At 42.7% G+C, this 19,113-nt stretch carries 17 protein-coding genes and 1 pseudogene; 15 read left to right on the top strand and 3 right to left on the bottom strand.

What is annotated here, in order from left to right:
• The 11 genes and pseudogenes from HMPREF9124_RS10395 (at window position 1) to HMPREF9124_RS10345 (ending at window position 10,917) form a co-directional block, all read left to right on the top strand.
• The gene (locus HMPREF9124_RS10395; RefSeq protein WP_009429114.1) at window positions 1–726 is read left to right on the top strand and encodes an ABC transporter ATP-binding protein; all 726 of its coding nucleotides are present in this window, start codon (window positions 1–3) and stop codon (window positions 724–726) included.
• A gap of 28 nt (window positions 727–754) precedes the next feature.
• Complete coding sequence (locus HMPREF9124_RS10390; RefSeq protein ID WP_009429876.1) at window positions 755–1,762, top strand: dihydroxyacetone kinase subunit DhaK; 1,008 nt, start codon at window positions 755–757, stop codon at window positions 1,760–1,762.
• Between the two features lie 34 nt (window positions 1,763–1,796).
• On the top strand, window positions 1,797–2,411 hold the full coding sequence (locus tag HMPREF9124_RS10385; RefSeq protein ID WP_009428021.1) for a dihydroxyacetone kinase subunit L: 615 nt from the start codon (window positions 1,797–1,799) through the stop codon (window positions 2,409–2,411).
• Between the two features lie 174 nt (window positions 2,412–2,585).
• Window positions 2,586–3,614 carry a LacI family DNA-binding transcriptional regulator gene (locus HMPREF9124_RS10380; RefSeq protein ID WP_009429052.1) on the top strand — a complete coding sequence of 343 codons (1,029 nt, stop codon included), beginning with the start codon at window positions 2,586–2,588 and terminating at the stop codon, window positions 3,612–3,614.
• A gap of 124 nt (window positions 3,615–3,738) precedes the next feature.
• Window positions 3,739–4,668, top strand: a complete 930-nt coding sequence (gene rbsK, locus HMPREF9124_RS10375; protein WP_009429697.1) for a ribokinase — start codon at window positions 3,739–3,741, stop codon at window positions 4,666–4,668.
• A gap of 1 nt (window position 4,669) precedes the next feature.
• Complete coding sequence (gene rbsD, locus HMPREF9124_RS10370) at window positions 4,670–5,068, top strand: D-ribose pyranase (RefSeq protein WP_009427650.1); 399 nt, start codon at window positions 4,670–4,672, stop codon at window positions 5,066–5,068.
• Between the two features lie 14 nt (window positions 5,069–5,082).
• Window positions 5,083–6,576, top strand: coding sequence for a sugar ABC transporter ATP-binding protein (locus HMPREF9124_RS10365; protein WP_009428363.1), 1,494 nt, complete (start codon window positions 5,083–5,085; stop codon window positions 6,574–6,576).
• Complete coding sequence (locus HMPREF9124_RS10360) at window positions 6,573–7,529, top strand: ABC transporter permease (protein WP_009428001.1); 957 nt, start codon at window positions 6,573–6,575, stop codon at window positions 7,527–7,529. The genes HMPREF9124_RS10365 and HMPREF9124_RS10360 overlap by 4 nt, the downstream gene beginning before the upstream one ends.
• A 69-nt stretch (window positions 7,530–7,598) precedes the next feature.
• On the top strand, window positions 7,599–8,624 hold the full coding sequence (locus tag HMPREF9124_RS10355) for a substrate-binding domain-containing protein (RefSeq protein WP_036598117.1): 1,026 nt from the start codon (window positions 7,599–7,601) through the stop codon (window positions 8,622–8,624).
• A gap of 149 nt (window positions 8,625–8,773) precedes the next feature.
• Window positions 8,774–9,163: pseudogene (locus tag HMPREF9124_RS10350) on the top strand (transposase); the annotation flags it as partial.
• Window positions 9,164–9,375: 212 nt separating this feature from the next.
• Window positions 9,376–10,917: an AlbA family DNA-binding domain-containing protein gene (locus HMPREF9124_RS10345; RefSeq protein WP_009428590.1), complete on the top strand. Its 1,542-nt coding sequence runs from the start codon at window positions 9,376–9,378 to the stop codon at window positions 10,915–10,917.
• Between the two features lie 152 nt (window positions 10,918–11,069).
• Here HMPREF9124_RS10345 and HMPREF9124_RS10340 read toward each other — a convergent pair whose 3' ends face one another.
• The 3 genes from HMPREF9124_RS10340 to HMPREF9124_RS10330 are packed head-to-tail and all read right to left on the bottom strand — an operon-like array spanning window position 11,070 to window position 13,973.
• Window positions 11,070–11,423 (bottom strand): cupin domain-containing protein, encoded by a 354-nt coding sequence (locus HMPREF9124_RS10340; protein ID WP_009429420.1) that lies wholly within the window; start codon window positions 11,421–11,423, stop codon window positions 11,070–11,072.
• A gap of 32 nt (window positions 11,424–11,455) precedes the next feature.
• On the bottom strand, window positions 11,456–13,030 hold the full coding sequence (lsrK, locus tag HMPREF9124_RS10335; protein WP_009429936.1) for an autoinducer-2 kinase: 1,575 nt from the start codon (window positions 13,028–13,030) through the stop codon (window positions 11,456–11,458).
• 28 nt (window positions 13,031–13,058) lie between these two features.
• Window positions 13,059–13,973, bottom strand: a complete 915-nt coding sequence (locus HMPREF9124_RS10330) for a sugar-binding transcriptional regulator (protein ID WP_009427752.1) — start codon at window positions 13,971–13,973, stop codon at window positions 13,059–13,061.
• A gap of 298 nt (window positions 13,974–14,271) precedes the next feature.
• On the opposite strand from HMPREF9124_RS10330, the gene HMPREF9124_RS10325 reads away from it, so the two are divergent.
• From HMPREF9124_RS10325 to HMPREF9124_RS10310, 4 genes are read left to right on the top strand one after another with little or no spacing between them, the layout of a single operon-like run.
• Window positions 14,272–15,831 carry a sugar ABC transporter ATP-binding protein gene (locus tag HMPREF9124_RS10325; RefSeq protein ID WP_083816317.1) on the top strand — a complete coding sequence of 520 codons (1,560 nt, stop codon included), beginning with the start codon at window positions 14,272–14,274 and terminating at the stop codon, window positions 15,829–15,831.
• Window positions 15,828–16,847: an ABC transporter permease gene (locus tag HMPREF9124_RS10320; protein ID WP_009429048.1), complete on the top strand. Its 1,020-nt coding sequence runs from the start codon at window positions 15,828–15,830 to the stop codon at window positions 16,845–16,847. The genes HMPREF9124_RS10325 and HMPREF9124_RS10320 overlap by 4 nt, the downstream gene beginning before the upstream one ends.
• Window positions 16,844–17,866 carry an ABC transporter permease gene (locus HMPREF9124_RS10315; protein ID WP_009429585.1) on the top strand — a complete coding sequence of 341 codons (1,023 nt, stop codon included), beginning with the start codon at window positions 16,844–16,846 and terminating at the stop codon, window positions 17,864–17,866. Before HMPREF9124_RS10320 ends, HMPREF9124_RS10315 begins: the two co-directional genes overlap by 4 nt.
• 59 nt (window positions 17,867–17,925) lie before the next feature.
• On the top strand, window positions 17,926–19,083 hold the full coding sequence (locus HMPREF9124_RS10310) for a substrate-binding domain-containing protein (protein ID WP_009429067.1): 1,158 nt from the start codon (window positions 17,926–17,928) through the stop codon (window positions 19,081–19,083).
• Window positions 19,084–19,113: the final 30 nt, after the last annotated feature.

Genomic DNA, 19,113 nt, shown 5'->3' with positions numbered 1-19,113 from the left:
ATGGAAAAAGAAACCATTTTAAAAGTTTCCGATCTTTCAGTGAACTATGGTTATGTGGCAGCTGTCAGAAATGTCCATCTTCAGGTATGCAAAAATGAGATTGTTACTCTGATTGGCTCCAACGGCGCCGGGAAGACAACGACACTTATGGCAATTTCCAATCTTGTGGAAAAAACATCGGGACAGATTTTATTTGATAATGAGGATATTGGCAAGTTACCTCCGGATCAGGTTGTGAGAAAGGGTATTGCCCATGTTCCTGAAGGCAGGAAGATTTTTCCGCGCCTGAGTGTTTATGAAAATTTACTGGTCGGAAGCTTGGGAAATCCCAAACTAAAGAAGACGGAAATAGAGGAACAAATTGAATATATTTTCTCTTTGTTCCCAAGACTGAAAGAAAGAAGAAAACAGGCTGGAGGAAGCTTATCCGGAGGAGAACAGCAGATGCTTGCCATAGGCAGAGGCCTAATGATGAAGCCGGAACTGATTATGCTGGACGAGCCCTCCATGGGACTTGCCCCTATTATTGTCGAGGATATTTTTGAATTAATTTTAAAAATCCGAGACACGGGAAAGACGATTTTACTCATTGAGCAAAATGCGTCTATGGCCTTGTCTATTGCGGATAGAGCGTATGTACTGGAAACGGGAAAAATCACGATGGAAGGTAAGGGAAGTGATTTGTTAAATGATGAGAACGTAAAGAAAGTATATCTTGGAGCATAAAGATTCGATTTCAAAAAGGAGTGATTTTATGAAGAAGATAATGAACGACCCGAAAGATTTTGTAAAGGAAGAAGTGGAGGGCATTATTGCCGCCTATGGAGATAAAATCAGCTTATTAAATGATGATTTCCGTATGGTGATTCGAAAAGATGCACCGGTAAAGGGAAAGGTAGGAATTGTAACCGGAGGCGGATCCGGACATTTACCCTTATTTCTGGGGTATGTAGGGGAAGGAATGCTGGATGGTTGCGCAGTAGGAAATGTTTTTGCGAGCCCTGCTTCCTCTAAAATGGCGGATTTAATTCGTGCCTGTGATGCGGGTGCAGGAGTCCTTTGTCTCTTTGGAAATTATGGCGGGGATCTCTTGAATTTCAAGATGGCGTGCGAGGACGTAGAGTTTGATGATATTAAGACGGAAATTCTTCTTGGGGCGGATGATGTAGCATCCAGTCCGGTAGAAACCAAAGAAAAGAGAAGAGGCGTGGCCGGAATTGTTTATGCTTATAAAATTGCAGGAGCCGCTGCCGATAAGATGATGAGCCTTGATGAAGTCGTTCGGGTAACGAAGAAGGCGTTGGAGAATATGTACACTATGGGCATTGCTTTGAGCCCCTGCATTGTTCCGGAGGTAGGCAAGCCGACCTTCCACATCGAAGAAGATGAGCTGGAATTCGGAATGGGAATCCATGGGGAAAAAGGAATCGAAGTGAAGAAGTTCACTACAGCGGATGAAATTGCCACAAATATGCTGGACAAGATTCTGGAAGAAGCGGACTTAAAGAGCGGAGACGAAGTGTCCGTAATGATTAACGGCCTGGGAGCGACTCCGACGGAAGAGCAGTTTATTATCTTCAGAAAGGTGAGTCAGATTCTGAAGGATAAGGGCGTGCAGATTGTCATGCCGCATATCGGAGAGTATGCCACATCCATGGAAATGGCCGGACTGTCTTTGACTGTCCTTAAACTGGATGAGGAATTAAAAGACTTGCTGCGTTATCCGGCATCGACACCTTTCTATACCAATTCCAATAAGTAAAAACTGCGGTATGATAAATATTTAGGAGGCAAGCATGATTGCTATTTCGGAAATTAAAAAAGGAATTTCGGCTATCGCGAAAGAAATGACGGAAAATCGAGATTATTTAGTGGAACTGGACCAAAGAAACGGAGACGGAGATTTGGGGATTTCCATGTCGGAAGGATTTAATGCGCTTGTAGAGGTGCTGAATAAGACGGAAGAGACGGATCTTGGGAAAGTATTTCGAGATTTGTCGAAAACCTTTAATGAGTCGGCGCCTTCCTCTCTCGGAACCATTCTGTCTTTTGGCTTAATGGGAATAGCCAAAGAGCTGAAGGGAAAGACCGAGGTTTCCAGACAGGAGCTTTCCGTAGCGCTGGAAAAAGGTCTGGACAATATCTTGGATAAGACGGGATCAAAAGTCGGAGAAAAAACGATTATTGATTCTCTTTCTCCCGGAATAGAGTCTTTACTTTCTTCCGGCTCGGAAGAGGATAAAGTGGCTTTTCAGAATGCTTATGAAGCATCGAAGGCCGGAGCTGAAAAGACGAAAGAGATGATGGCAGTCCATGGAAGAGCGGCTTATTACGGAGAGAAGAGCCTGGGCCTCGTGGATGGTGGTGCAGTTGTGGGAACCTTGATTTTCAAAGGAATGGCAACGGAATAATTTGCTTTATATATATTGATAAAAAAATCCGCTAACAATGGCGGATTTTTTTAATTTTTTATAATAATTAAATCAGATTTGTGTCTGTTAAAATAATAACTGCACAAATTCTGTTTACATAATCTCAATATAGAGGTAATATAGAACAAGAAACCGGTTACACATAGAGGAAGTATGAATATTAGGGATATAGCAAAGATAGTGGGCGTGTCGTCCACGACGGTATCGAGAGTAATCAATTGCTCAGGATATGTTAAGGAAGAGACTAAGAAGAAAATACTACAAGTAATTCAAGAAACAGGCTATGTTCCGAATGAAGTGGCAAGAAGCCTCAGTTCGAGAGAAAGCTCCGGAATTGCAGTGCTTGTTCCTGATATTACAAATGAATTCTTTTCTGCTCTGATTCGAGGAATAGGGTCTGTGGCCGAAGAGGAAGGATACAGACTGATTCTGTGTGACACGGCAGAAGACATGAACAAGGAACATAATGCTCTGTCTGAAGTAGAACGGCAATACCTATCGGGGATTATCATTGCACCGGTTTCCGAGCAGGATGCCGAGACCTATCATCGACTGGCAGAACTGGAGAAGAAAAATATTTCTGTGGTACTTGCGGACAGAGAAGTTTATGGGGGAGAACTCGATGGTGTTTTTGTGGACAATGTGAAGGGGGCTTACGAAGGGGTTCATGCACTGATTCGAGAAGGGCATAGAAAGATAGCAATCATTGCCGGACCGGAGACTTCGCTTCCCGGAAGAGAAAGATTGATTGGATATAAAGAGGCTTTACGGGATGCCGGATTGGAAGTTAAGGAAGAATATATTGTGTTTGGAGACTTCCAAATTGATAAGGCATATGAAAGAACCAGGGAATTACTGGCTTTAGAGGAGGCGCCAACAGCAATTTTTACCTCAAATAATAAAACAACTTTAGGGGCGTTAAAGTACTTTACGGAGAATCATATAAAAATCGGGCGAGATATTTCCATCCTCGGATTTGACCAAATCGATGCGTTGAAATTCATTGCTTATCCCCTTTCCACAGTGGAAAGAGATGCAGAGTTTCAGGGAAAAGAAACTATGCGGGCACTCATTTCCAAGTTAAAAAATAAAGGAAATACGGGAATTAAAAAGAAGATTCTTGTTCCTCATAAAGTTATATTAAGGGGATCGGAAAAATGTAAAAAGCTCCATGAGATATAAGAAGTGGATTTAAGAGAATATTTTATAAAAGAGTATTACTCGCAAAGAGTGAGATACTTGTTTAAGGACAAATAAGTAACCGGTTACATTGTTGAAAAACCGAAGATATAAAGGAGAAATATGTATGGGAAAAGTTCTTGTTTTTGGAAGTTTCGTTGTGGACTTAATGAGTAGGACTCCGCATCTGCCGGTTCCCGGAGAGACGGTAAAGGGGAGTGTGTTTAAAATGGGACCGGGCGGTAAAGGCTTCAATCAGGGGGTGGCGGCGCATAAAGCCGGAGCGGATCTGGTCATGGTTACCAAGCTCGGAAAGGACACCTTTGGCAATGTAGCTCTGGAAACCATGAAGAATCTGAAAATGAATGCAGATTATATTTTTCAGACTGATGAAGCGGAAACCGGTGCAGCCCTCATCATGGTAGATGAGAATACCAGCCAAAATGAAATTGTGGTTGTTCTCGGATCATGCAACCAGATTACGGATCAGGAAGTGGATAGCCTTTCCCCGGTATTAGAAGAGTCTGAATACCTTCTTACCCAGTTGGAGACGAATGTTTCTGCGGTGGAAGGAATCGTTGCATTGGCAGAAAAGAAGGGTGTTAAAGTTATTTTGAATCCGGCACCCGTTCAAAAGATTAGTGATATGGTACTCTCGAAAATAGACATTATCACACCGAACGAGGTGGAAGCCGAGATTTTGACCGGCATTCCGGTTACCGATGAGGAAAATGCAAAAAAAGCGGCAGATTGGTTTATGGATAAGGGAGTCAAGTCAGTCATTATTACCCTAGGGGGCAGAGGGGTTTATGTGGCCTCGGAAGAACAACGAAAGTTAATTCCCGCGTTTAAGGTCAATGCAATTGATACCACCGGGGCGGGAGATGCCTTTAATGGAGGCTTGGTTACGGCTCTGGCGGAGGGAAAGGATCTTCTCGAAGCGTCAAGATTTGCAAACGCACTCGCGGCATTGTCGGTACAGAAGATTGGCACCACTCCGTCTATGCCGATTCGTTCTGAAATAGAAGCATTTTTAGAGAATAATAAGGAGGCCTGATATGATAAAGCAGGGTATTTTTCATCCACAACTTCTTCGAGTTATGGGAGAGCTGAGACATAGAGACACATTGGTAATAGGTGATGCAGGGCTTCCGATTCCAAATGGGGTAGAAAGAATAGACCTCGGATGGAAAGCCGGTAGCCCGGGGTATTTGGAAGTTTTGGAGGAAATATTAAAATATCTTGTGGTGGAGCAGGCGACTTTTGCAGAAGAGGCAAAGACGGTCTCTCCGGAATTCCATAAAAAGGCGCTTTCCTTACTTCCGGAAAATCTTCCGCTTCGTTATATTCCGCATACAGAGCTGAAGAAAGAGAGCGAATCGGCGAAGGCAATCATTTTAACAGGTGAATTTACCGGCTATACCAATGTAATTCTGACTTGTGGCTGTGCTTATTGATTGGAGAAATAGTGATGGATGATTGTGTATTGCGAATTGAATCAGTGACGAAGAAGTTCCCCGGCGTCATTGCACTGAAGGATGCACATCTTCAAATTAAAAGGGGAGAAGTTCATGCCGTATGTGGGGAAAACGGTGCGGGAAAGTCTACTTTGATGAAGATTATTGCCGGTGCACAAGGCTATACTTCGGGACATATTTATTTGGATGGAGAAGAGGTATTTTTCCATTCCACAAAGGAGGCGGAAAAACACGGGATTGCAATGATATATCAGGAATTTAACATGGTTCCTGAACTGAGCGTCGCTGAAAACATGTACTTGGGCCGTTTACCGATGAAGGGCGGAGGCAGAGTTGATTTCGGAAAGCTCTACAAGGATGCGGAGGAAATCATCAATAGACTGAAGCTTCATATTAATATTCGCACAAAGGTGAAGCACCTAAGTGTTGCTGAAGCGCAGATGACGGAGATTGCAAAGTGTCTCACAATCGGAGCAAAAATCATCATTATGGATGAGCCGACAGCGGCTCTTACGGATGAAGAAATCAAAGTGCTTTTTGAAATTATTGAGGATTTAAAGAAAAAAGGAATATCCATTCTTTACATCTCCCACCGTATGGATGAAATATTTCAGATTGCGGATCGACTGACGGTGTTCCGTGACGGATCGTATATTGAGACAAAGGAAATCAAGGATACCAATTATGCGGAAGTGGTTTCTTTGATGGTGGGTAGAAGTTTGGAAAGTTTATATCCTGAAAGAGATTATCAAGGAAGTGAAGTTGTTTTCGAAGCTAAGGATATTCATGGAAAAGGAGTTAACGGCGTAAGCATAGAGCTCCGTAAAGGGGAGATACTCGGCATTGCAGGTTTGTTGGGCTCAGGGACAATTGAACTTTCAAAAATGATTTACGGGGCAATCCCGATGAAGTCCGGAGAAATTCTCGTTCATGGAAAAAGGATTGATAATTCCAGTCCAAATAAAGCGATTCAAGCGGGAATAGGTTTTGTTTCAGATGACAGAAAGAATGAAGGGCTTGTCCTGAATAGAAGTATCAAGGAAAACATTGTTCTTTCTTCCCTAAAGAAGTTTTCTTCCGGATTCCGGATTAATAAACGGAAGGAACAAAACGCGGTACAAAATGAAGTAGAACGATTGAATATTAAACTAAGCAGTCCTATGCAACTTGCAGGAAGACTTAGCGGAGGGAATCAGCAAAAGGTTGTTTTCGCCAAAGTTTTGGAAGCGGACACGGATATCCTTATTTTAGACGAGCCGACACGAGGAGTAGATGTCGGTGCCAAGGCTGAAATTTACAATATCATGGATCAAATGACAAAAGAGGGGAAAAGTATAATTTTGATTTCCACAGATCTTCCGGAAGTAATTGGAATGAGCGATAGAGTGGTGATTATGAGAGAAGGCTATCGTGTTCTGGAGTTAAGTAAGGAAGAGTTAAGTCAAGAGAAGATATTGGCTTATGAATCGGGAGGAATTGAATCATGAAAAAAGTAAATAAGGGAGTACTGGTTGCACAAGTCAATATTTATCGTTCGGTACTGATTCTGTTATTAATCTGTATTGTAGCCAGTATTTTGTCCAAGAACTTCTTGAGCCTCAGTAACTTATTCAATGTTATACGACAAGTTGCTGTTGGCGGCTTAGTTGCTGCGGGAATGACTTTTGTGATTTTAACGGGAGGAATTGATCTGTCCGTAGGCTCAATAGTCGGACTGACGGGAGCTCTTTGTGCAGGCATTTTAAAGAGCACGGATAATATGATGCTGGCTATCCTAGTAGCGATTACGGTAGGCGTGCTATGCGGCTGTATCAATGGTTTTTTTGTCGCGTATTGTGAAATTCCTGCTTTCATAGCTACCCTTGGAATGATGACATTGCTTAGAGGCTGCGTGTTGGTTTATACCCAAGGTTCTCCTATTGCAATTAAGAACGCAGGTTATAAATTTATAGGAAAAGGAAATCTTTTGGGGATTCCACTCCCGATTCTGTTTGTTGTTTTCTTCTTTTTGCTGGGGCATTACATTCTGACCAAGACGGCGTATGGAAGAGCGGTGTATGCTCTGGGCGGAAGTAGAGAAGCGGCAAGGCTTTCCGGTATTCGTACGAAATTGGTAGAGTGGATGGTTTATGTTATCAACGGCTTTATGTGTGCTATGGCCGGAATTGTCTTAACATCCCGTCTGGCATCCGCACAATCTACCGGTGGAGAAGGAATAGAAATGGATGCTATAGCGGCGGTTATTCTGGGCGGTACCAGTTTGAGCGGTGGAAGCGGCTTTATTCTACCTACAGTCGTCGGCGCTATCATAATGGGTATTATTGATAATCTTCTAACTTTGATGAAAATCGATCCTCATGCAACGAACATAGTAAAAGGTGCTGTTATTTTGTTGGCAGTGCTCGTGGACAAGAAGGTAAATGAACTTTCGGATCGTTAAAAGTATGTGAATATAAGAGGAAGAGATTTGTTGCTCTTTTCTCTTAAAAGGAAAATAGGAGGAAAAAAGATGAAAAAAAGATTTATGGCAACAGTGGCAATGCTTTCCGTGTTAGCGTTGGTTGGCTGTAGTACAGGAGCCAAAACGGAGACAACAAAGGCTGCAGAAACGAAAGTGGAAGAAAAAGCTACAGAAGCTGCAGCGTCTGAAGACAAGAAGGATGGCGTAATGATTGGGCTTTCCATGAATACGCAGACTAATCCTTTCTTTGTGTCTGTACAGCAGGGTGTAAAAGATGCTGCGGCGAAGTATGGGATTGAAATTGTAGCCACCGACGCACAGGACGATCCTGCCATCCAGGCAAAAGATATTGAAAATTTAATTTCTATGAAGCCTGCTGCAATTATTGTGGACACTTGCGATTCGGATGCCATTGTTCCGGCTATTGAGTCCTGTAATGAAGCGGGAATTCCGGTATTCACTATGGATAGAAAGGCCAACGGCGGAGAGGTGGTTTCTCACATCGGCTACGATGCAATCAAATCCGGCGCCATGGCTGCGGATTATTTAGCTAAGGCTCTTTCCGAAAAAGGTAAAGTTGTTGAATTGCAGGGTATCATGGGAAGCAATGTGGCACAGGACAGACACCAGGGATTTACGGATGAAATTAAGAAGTATCCCAATATTGAAGTTGTTCAGTCTGAAGTGGCTAACTTTGACAGAGCTACAGCAATGAGCGTAATGGAAAACATTTTATCCGCAAATCCGGAAATTGACGGTCTTTATGCAGCAAATGATGAGATGGCACTTGGTGCGGTAGAAGCAATTGAAGCAGCAGGAAGACTGGATAAAATTACCATTATCGGATGCGATTGCATTGACGACACTATTGATGCAATGAAGGAAGGTAAGATTGAAGCTTCCATTTCCGAGCCACCTTACGGACTTGGAGTTTCCATTTTAGAAGCGGCTCATACCTATCTTGACGGCGGCAAAGTTCCCAAGCAGGTTGTTTTAGGAAATCAGGTTCTGGAAGCCAAGGATGCGGCAAACTATAACTCTAAGAGAGATGTAGAGATTGTAAGTCAGGAGTAACCATACCGATGCTATAGCCGATTCTTAAACGGATTAGAATCAAGTCGAAAATAAAGAGCTTTATTTCTCGAGAGTATGAAAAAAGTCTGTAAATAAATAATCATAAGGTCTTCTATGATACAATGAAAAATCATGGAGGGCCTTTAATTATGGCAAAGAGAGAAAGAAAACCGGTACATCACGTTCAAATGACAGATGGCAAACGTGCAATCATCCAGCAACTTTTGCAAGAATACGATATTCAGGATGCATTAAAGGATTTATTGGGTGGAACCATCAAAGAAATGATGGAAGCGGAAATGAATCACCATCTTGGATATGAAAAATCTGAACATACTGATTCAACGGATGAGGTACGAGACTACCGAAATAACTATAAGACCAAGCAAGTTAATTCCAGCTTTGGAAGCATGGATATTGAGGTTCCTCAAGATCGTTTGTCTGAGTTTGAACCTCAAGTAGTAAAGAAACGTCAGAAAGATATTTCTGATATCGACCGAAAGATTATTTCCATGTATGCAAAGGGATTAAGCACAAAGTAAATTTCATAGAAGGTCATCATTTACAGAAAAAATTTCATACTCTCCCATCTTGTGGTTAGATGCTCCACGTAGATACGTATAACGGCTAACAGAATTAGTGGAGAATAGCTCCTCAAGCTTTTTTCAGAGCACCTGCTAATTTCAGAGTGAAAAAAACCCTCTAAAAATGCTATAATATACTGATAAAATTTGTGAAAAGAGGGGGTATTATGCAGCTTTTAGATATAAAAAGAATGGCTCATAACATTCTTGAAAATCAATACATAGAGAGCAGCTTTATCGAATATAAAAAGTCGGCAAATTTTAAAGATAAAATACTAAAAACCGCTTGTGCCTTCGCTAATAACTATATGAACAATGAGATAGGATTGTTATTTGTTGGTATTGAAGAAGTTGATGATAAAGCTACGGGAGAAAAAGCAATTCCTAAAAGACCAATTGAAGGGATAAAAGAAGCAAAATTAGAGGGAATTGAAAATGAAATTAAATCGCTCCTTTCTAATATCTATCCTAAAATAAATTACCATATTATTACGGACAAAATTGATGATGAATATTATATCGTAGTTGCGGTAGAGAGTGGTAGTAATGGACCGTTTCAAACAAGTGAAAGGGCGGAAAGAGATAAAGATATTAAGCTAAAGGCAGGAAGATATATCAGAGTCGGCAGAGATTCAAGACTTCCAAATCCAATCGAAGAATTTGAACTTTTAAAGAAATTTGCAAACTTTTCTTTTAGTTCCAATCTCAATGATAGAGCTACCATAGATGATTTAAGCTATGAATATATGAAAGAATATCTGCTTCAGACGGGAGCAAAGAAAGATATTAGAGAAATGTCTAAGTTGGATATGGCAAAGAGTATGGGACTTGTCAGTGAAAGTGAGTATGGCGGTTATAGAGCTAAAAATTTTGCTGTGCTGATGTTTTCCGAAACACCAAATAAATTTATTCCAAATGCCCATGTTGAAATCATAAGAGAAATTGACGGAACGGATAAAATGGAATCAAAAAGATTTGATGGGCCGGTTTGGATACAGGCAAAACAAGTCAGTAAATATTTTGAAGACAATATTATGGCTTCATATACCATAAGGGAAGCAGATAAAATCGAGCATAAGATTATCTATAACTATCCTCTTACAGCATTTGAAGAGCTTGCTACGAATGCCATTTTGCATAAGGAATACGATACGCCTGAATACGTAGGAATCTACATTTACAAGGATAGAATCTCTTTTGTAAATCATAATAGACCACTCCCTCCTGTGACAATTGAAGCTCTTAACAAGGACAGAAGCTTTGACAGAAGGCAGTATCTTAACAAAGAACTTAAAGATATGTTCTTTTCCCTTAACTTAATAGAGTCTTACGGTTCAGGTATAAGGCGTGCAAAGGATGCACTATCTGAAAATGGTTCTCCTGAGCTTAAGTTTTACCCGGATAATGAAGAAGATAACTATACAAATGCAGTTATAGGTATAAATGCAGAGTTTTTGGAAGAGTTTAATGGTAGTACTACCCAAGAAACTACCCAAGAAACTACCCAAGAAATAAAAATTGAGAAATCCGTACCGAATAGAATTATTGAATTGATGATGATGGAGCCAAATATTACAGCAAAACAAATTGCGGAACATTTAAATGTTTCTTTTGACGGAGTTCGTTATCACATAAAGAAATTAAGAGCAGACGGTAAGATTAAAAGAGAAGGCTCTACTAAGTCAGGAAAATGGATAGTAATGAAATAGAAAGTAAATGGTAAATAACATGTCCCTTAAAATAACACCCCCGCAGCAGATTTCTGCCACGGGGGTGTTGCCATTCCGGACAAACATAAAGAGGCATGATTTTGAAATACAAATCTTATGCCTCTTTTTTACTTGTTTTCTATTTCCCAAACTTAGTAGGTATAATTATCGACTTCAACCTTATCTACTTCCTGATAGGGGGCAAGGGTGGAAATCATTTTTACCGGCTCGTCATAGTTGTTAACAACATAGTGTACTTCGCCCGGTTCGATATGAATCATTTGTCCCGGTGAAAGATGGTTCACAACACCGTCAACAATCACATCGATTTTTCCTTCCAGAATATAGAAATTCTCTTCCATGACATTGTGATAATGTGCCTTGAAATCCTTTCCGGGCTGGAACTGAACCAGCGCAAAATTCATTCTCGGTCCTTTCATTAAGTATTTCGGCCCATTCAAATTTTCATTTCGGTACTCATAATCCTTCTCATCAACTACGTACATTTTTTCCCTCCTATTTTCTAATGATTTATTGATTAAGAAATGCCCGGTGCAATCCACATATTCTTGGTCAATTTTCTGTCGCAAAGCTCTAATTGTGCTTTGTAAACTTCTCTCCAAACGGGATACATCTTTTGATATACCGCGTGATTTTCGGCATTCGGTGTATAAACTTTATCCCACTTCACACATTCTTTTGCAGCGCTTGCAATATCTTTGTAAATTCCGACTCCGTATCCTGCGAGAATGGCGGCGCCGAGTGCGGTCGCCTCTTTTACAACCGGGACTCTTACCTCCAGATTTAATACATCGGCAAGAATCTGGCACCAGAGAGGACACTTGCTGGCTCCTCCGGCAAAAACAACATGACTTGGCGCCTTACCTGTGGAGGCCTGAACCAGCTCCATGTGCCCCTTCGTTACCAGTGCCGCATTTTCCAGAATGGCACGGTAAAAGGTGTAACGATTAAATTTCTCCGCATCCAACTCAAAATTCAAGAAAGAAGGAGCGGCGTGCTTCCATTGGATGAAATTCATCACATCGGAGAAGGTACACATCATGCCGTAACAACCTGCGGGAATTTTTTCCGCTTCTTTGTTCATCAAGTTGTAGGGGTCATGGTCATCTCCACTTTGTTTCGCGAGTTCCTTCTCCTGCTGGCAGAAGGCGTCTCTATACCAGCGCATAACGAGTCCCGGTTTAAAGGCGAGTGCTTCGAACTGCCAAAGATTCGGTACAGCGTGGCAGTTTACACGGACTCTGCATTCCGGATCGGTTTGTCCGCTTTCCGTATTATATTCATACTGCCAGAAGCTTCCGCCAAAGATGGTCGCATCTCCCGGGTTCACGGCCCCGACGCCGATGCATCCCAGTTGGCAGTCTCCACCGCCTACAATGACAGGGGTTCCTGCGGCAAGGCCGGTTTCCGCTGCGGCACTTTCCGTGACATAACCTGCCTTAGTACCGCATTCCTGTACCGGCGGGAAAATGTCATCTCTTAATCCGCATTGCTTGGCAATTTCAGGATTCCAGGAACGCTTCTTTAAATCAAAGATTCCGGTTGTGGAACCGTTGCTCGGCTCTACTGCCAGCACGCCGGTAAGCTTATGAATCAGCCAGTCGTTAAACATACCCAGCACAGCGGTTTCCTCATAAATATGAGGTAATTTGTTTTTGATCCAAAGAAGGCGGGGGAGTGCGCCGAGTGCATAGGTCTGTCCGGATTCGCTGTACAGGACTTTCTCTAAAGCGGGATTCTGCCGAATCAACTCGGCAACTTCATCGACACTGCGGCCGTCAACATTTGCACATGCCCAGATTTCTTTTCCTTCTTTATTATAAAGAACAATGCCCTCTCTCATGCAAGTAGTGGATATACCGGCAATATCTTTATTGTCAATCTTTGTTTTCTCAATGAGTCTTTTTATGCAGCTCGATGCCAAGTTCCAGTTGAAAGTCCAATCGAAGTCCATACTTCCCGGCCAGCGAGGATCTTCGTGGTGTTCCCATTCCTCCTGTACACAGTCAATCTGTCGACCGCTTGTGTCAAACAATACGGCTCTGATACTGCCTGTTCCGGCATCAATTGCAAGCAAATATTGTTGATTCATAAATGTGCTCCTTTACCCAATTTTATTTTTAGATTAATGAGTTTGCGGTTCCCTCATCGGTAATCAATACATCCAGATAACGTCCGTTTAAGGCGGAACGAATGGCATTCACTTTTTCCTGACCGGCAGCTACACCGATGACATTTTCCAGCTGCTTAACCACATCCAAAGAGGTGCTGATGGTTCGCCCTTCCAAAGAGGAATTCACGACATCCCCATTTTTATCAATAAAATGACTTAGTACATCCCCCACGGCGCCGTTGTTTTCCAAAATCAGAAATTCGTTCTGACTTAAAATACCGGACTGCAAAATGGTGGCTTTCGGATTCATGGCACCGATTCCGACGACGGAAAGGTGAGAAGAAGGAATCAATTGCTCTATCTCTTTCACGGATTTTTCCGCCTTTATTGCGCTTGCCATCTCTTTGGTTGAAGTAATTAAAGGAGAAGGAATCAGGTATAACCTGGAGTTAAAGGTGGAAGAACTGGCGTTAGGCAAATAATAGCTGACTCCTCCGGTTAAGGAGACAAATGACGGCGTATATTCGGTGTTGATAGCCAGATGATTCAGAATTCTCCCTGTGGTGTCTCCGTATCCTATATTGATAAAGGTGTCGGCATTGATTCGGTTCGAGATATACATTGCGGCGGCTCTGGCAACATTTTCGTTTACGGCCAAAGTCTGAACGGAATCGGGAACAATAAAACAGTCCTTTAAATCGAATTTTTCAATCAGATTTTGTTCCAGCTGCATTCTCTTATCAATATTGGAACGGATTCGAAACTGGATAATTCCGCTTTGCTTTGCCTTTTCCAAAAGCTTAATGACACGCATACGGCTTATCCCGAGAACTTCAGAAATATTTTGCTGCGTCATATTCTCGGAATAGTAGTACCAAGCGGTTTTAGCCATCAGGCTTTCTTCATAATCATAGATTTCCATAATTCCTTCTTATATAAATGTTTGAAAACAAAACAAATGTTAACAGTTGAAGTATAGCAATCAAAGAATCCTCTGTCAATAAACTATTGCAAGAATGCGGCAAAATACTTCTTATTAAAAAGAGGCGGAAAACTCCGAATTTAATGGCTCGTACTCTTGAATAAGGATATATTGCGAGAGTGGCGGGTTAAGGTTTTGGGAAGACAAAAATCAGTTGACAATGCAGGGGAAATCCAGTATCATACTGCTAAGAACAAAAGTTATACTCATAAACAAATGATGCAATAAGGGTATGAAAATGAAAGAGACAACTGTAATGGATCATGAGAAAGACCAAGCTGTACCGGGATTGTCGAATAGCTTACTGTCCGTAAAAGGAATCTGTAAGACCTTTGGCAGCAATGCGGTATTGAAAGGAATTGACTTAGATCTTCGCTCGGGGGAAGTGATTGCTCTGATCGGAGGAAATGGTGCCGGTAAGAGTACCTTGATGAAGATCATCATGGGAATTTATCAGGCGGATTCGGGAGAAATTTACGTTGCCGGAGAAAAGACGGAACTGGTCAATCCTTCGGTTGCGTTGTCCAAAGGGATTTATATGGTTCCACAGGAACCGATGCTGTTTCCGAACATGACGGTAGAAGAGAATGTTCTGATGGGATTTTCTGAGAGCTCTTCCGAATTAAAGAAGCGCCTTTCGGAAAAGGTAGAGGAACTCAACTGGAATGTCAATTTACAGCGGAAAGCGAGCACGCTTTCCATTGCGGAACAGCAGCTGGTAGAAATTTTAAGAGGTATGATGCGAGAGGCGAGAATTTTGATTCTGGATGAGCCTACGAGTGCCTTGACCTTTGATGAAGTGCAGTCTCTCTTCAAAGTAATCCGTAACTTCGGAAAGAAGGGAATCGGAATCATTTACATCACACACCGCCTGAACGAGGTCTTTGAGATTACGACGCACGTTTCCATTATGAAAGACGGCATGATCACCGTGAACGGTCCTGTTTCGGACTTTACGAAGGAAGATCTTGTGAACGGTTTATTGCCTCCGAATCTGGAGAAGAAGACCGAGGAACGACAAGAAGAAGAGGCGTTCGAACGCGGAAAGCTGGATCCGGTGCTGGTGGTTGACGATCTTAGCGGCTATGGCTTCAGTCATATCAACTTTTCTTTATATCCGGGAGAAATCCTGGGCATTGCCGGCCTTGTCGGGGCGGGCAGAACGGAGCTTGTAAGTACCATTTACGGACGGGATCAGGTACTGTCCGGAACGGTGAAGCTCAGTGGTAAGGATATTACAGGGCTTTCTACTCGAAAGGTGCTGGAAGCCGGAATCAATTATGTGCCGGAAGACAGACACTACCAGGGTTTGTTTAAAATCAGCTCTATCTCCGCCAATACAAGTTCGGCACTCCTGAATGGTCCGAAACTGGGACGCTTTTTCCTGAATCGGAAAAAGGAAGATGAGATTGCCAAGAGCTATGCGGATGACTTCAGGACCAAAATAGTAGGTTTGAATGATGAAATCGGAAGCCTTTCCGGCGGAAATCAGCAAAAGGTCATTATTGCAAGATCTCTTTCTACAAGTCCCAAAGTGGTTATTCTGGACGAGCCGACAAGAGGAATCGATGCGGCGGCAAGAGGAGATGTTTACAACATTATTCACCGTTTGAAGCGAAGCGGAGTTGCGGTGTTGCTTGTATCGTCCGATATGGAGGAAATAGAGGAACTCGCAGACCGCGCCATCATCATGTTCCAGGGAAGAATTACGGGAACATTTTCACGGGAAGAGCTGACGCAGGATAGATTAACCTCGGCCTCCTTCGGCTTTAAGGGAGAAAAGGAGGTGTCCGAGTGAAGTATTTAAATGAATTAAAGAAAGCGAGATGGCTGTCCAGCTTCCTCTTTCTTATCGCCTTATTCCTTGTTACGGGAATGGTTAATCCGGACTTTTTGACCTACTCCAATATTGTTACTTCTTTTAACGGATCTGTCGTATTTACCTTACTGGCAATCGGAATTGCCTTTGTGATTATGACCGGAGAAATCGATGTATCTATCGGTGCGGTGATGGGGCTTACGGCGACAATAGCCGGACAGATTGCGAAAAGAAACGGAAGTATACTGGAAATGCTGGTATTTGCGGTGCTTATCGGGATGCTTGTCGGGGCCATGAACGGAATCGGAGTTTCGTTTTTCCATGTGCCTTCTCTGATTTTTACCTTGGGCATAAACGGAGCCTTAAGAGGCCTCATCTATGTTGTATCCGGCGGAAAAACAACGGAAAACTTTGCCGGAGCCTTTACGAAAATCGGAAATCAGGTTTTGTTTGCGGAAGTGACGATTTATCTTGCAATCATAGTCGTGATTATTGCGGTGATTCATTTGCTGCTTACGAAAACGAAAAAGGGAAAGTACTTTATTGCGGTAGGAGATAATCCGAACGGTGCGACGCTGGTCGGGATTTCTGTGATGAAGACCAAAATGCTCGCCTATATTATCTGCGGCATTTTTGCGGGAGTTGCAGGAGTTGTTTTTGCTTCCAAATACGGACAAGTCAATATCGTGGCCGGAACCGGCTATGAGATGTCCGCCATTGCGGCTTGTGTGCTGGGAGGAATTTCTCTCTCCGGAGGACTTGGAAATATACTGGGTGCTGCCTTCGGCGCAGTGATTATGTCTTCGGTAAGCCGTATGCTTGTATTTATCCATCTTCCCTCCAATTTTAATAACACGCTGACGGGAGTCATGCTTTTGATTATTGTTGTGGCGGATGCTCTGGTACAGAGACATGCTGTGGAATCTGCCAGAAGAAAAAGATTGTTGTCCAGAACGGCAGCTATGGATGCTAAAGTGGGAGGTACAAAGAAATGAAAACAATAAAAGGCCTACTGAAGCATTGGGAATTTATTCTCTTATTGCTGTTTGTGTTGGAGATAGGTATTTTCGGTGTAGCGAATCCGGCAAAATTCTTCCGGGCAAGTTCCATTTTGGCGAGTGTAACAAATTATATCAGTGTTTGTATTATTGCTTTGTTTGTTACTTTTGTTATGATTACCGGAGGAATTGATATTCAGGCAAGTGCCTTAATCGGTCTGACGTCTATTTGTATCGGTGTTTTGTGGAGTGATGTGGGATTAAATATCTGGACTGCCGTACTGCTTGCGATGCTTCTGTCCACGCTTTGCGGAGCCTTGTCGGGATACTTTATCGCATACTGTGGAGTACAGCCGATGGTTGTAACCTTGGGCGGAAGCTTACTGTACTCCGGTCTGGCACTGCTCATTTCCGGCCTTTCCAAGACGCCTGCTTATCAGGGAATCAGCGGATTTCCGGCAAAGGCTGCGAACGGTAGCTTCACAGGTTTCCGTTTCCTCGGAAAAGGGATGCTCTTCGGAACCATACCTGTGCCGGTTGCGATTTATGCGGTTTTGATTTTGCTTTGTTTTATCCTTCTACATAAAACAAAATACGGCAGAAAAGTATTTCTTATCGGTGTGAATCCTGAAGCTGCGGAGTATTCGGGAATTAACAGTAAATTAATCGTGATGAGTACTTATATTTTGACCAGTATCGGTGCATCGATTGCGGGCGTACTCTTAACGGCAAATATTGATTCGGCTAAATATGATTTGGGATCAACTTTTACCCTGTCTATCATTACGGCGGTAGTGCTTGGCGGAACCTTGTCTACCGGAGGAAAGGGAAGTATTCTCGGAACGGTATTGGCATCTTTGATGATTTGCATTATGCGATACGGCTTACCGCTTTGCTTCGGAATCAAGACGCAGTCCTTGGACCTGCCGATTGGAATCATGCTCCTGATTGTCGTAATAGGAAGAGAATTGGCGAAAAATAAACTCGTTCTTCAGCTCTTTAAGAGAAGAAAATAAAAAGGTAAAAAATGAGGGAGAAATCCCCATAATTTTTCTATAAGAAAGGAAGGTTTATTATGAAAAAACTGTTGTCAGCTGTATTAACAGCAAGTATGGTGATGTCCTTAGTTGGATGTGCCGGCGGAGGAAACACATCGGGAGGAGCATCTACCGAGACAACCAAGGCAGAGGCTAAAACAGAGGCCGCTGCAGAAGCTAAGCCTGATCAGGCGTCCGGTGACATTAAGTCTATCGAGGGAAAGACGGTAGCTTTTATTCCGAAGCTTACAGGAAACTCATTCTTTGAGGCTGCAAATAACGGCGCACAGAAGTATGCTAAGGAATGGGGAATCACAGTTGACTATATGGGAAGCGCTAACGCAACCGTAACAGATCAGCTTGAAGTTATCCAGCAGGCTATTGATGCCGGCGTAGATGCCATTGCCATTTCCTCTGTAGATGCTACAGCATTGGATGAGAAGTTGAAAGAGGCAAAGGATGCAGGAATCGTAGTTTGTACTTGGGACTCCGATGTATCTCCGGATGCAAGATCTATGATGGTTTCTCAGGGTACTGCCGATGTTTTAGGACCAATGCTTGTAGATATGGGTGTTGAAGCTCTTAAGAACCGCGGTGTTGATCCTGAGGGAGAAGTTAAGTACGCTTGGCACTATTCTCAGGCTGCAGTAGCAGACCAGAACTCCTGGTATGTTGCAGGTGAGAAGTATATCAAGGAAAAGTATCCGAAGTGGGTTGCTGTACATGATCCGTACTATTCCGAGCAGGATTCTCAGAAGTCTGTAACCATCGGTGAGGCTGTTCTGGATGATAACCCCGATATCGATTTGATTATCTGTAATGACTCCACAGCACTTCCCGGTCAGTGCCAGGCTGCACAGAACAAGGGATTAACCATGAAGGACGTAACCATTACCGGTTTCTGTACACCTTCCGGAATGACTGCATATCTTGATGCAGGAATCTTGGAGAGATGGGGACTTTGGGATTGTGGTGTTCAGGGTGCTTTAGGATGCTATTTCGCAGCATATCTTGCAGCAGGAAATACAATTAAGGCAGGAGATACCATTGATGTTCCCGGTATCGGCGCTGTAAAGACTGTACCGAACAGCGAGCTCGTACCCGGAACAGAGACAGCTCCGGAGAACAACGGTGTAGTACTTCTTCCGGAAAGAGTTGTATTTACTAAAGAGAACGTAAAAGATTATAATTTCTAAGTTATAGTGAAGGATAACAGTTTGCATATT

The organism is Oribacterium sp. oral taxon 108 str. F0425, from assembly GCF_000214455.1.
In the GTDB taxonomy this organism is placed as follows: Bacteria; Bacillota; Clostridia; order Lachnospirales; family Lachnospiraceae; genus Oribacterium; species Oribacterium asaccharolyticum.
This window is presented reverse-complemented; position numbering and strand designations above follow the sequence as displayed.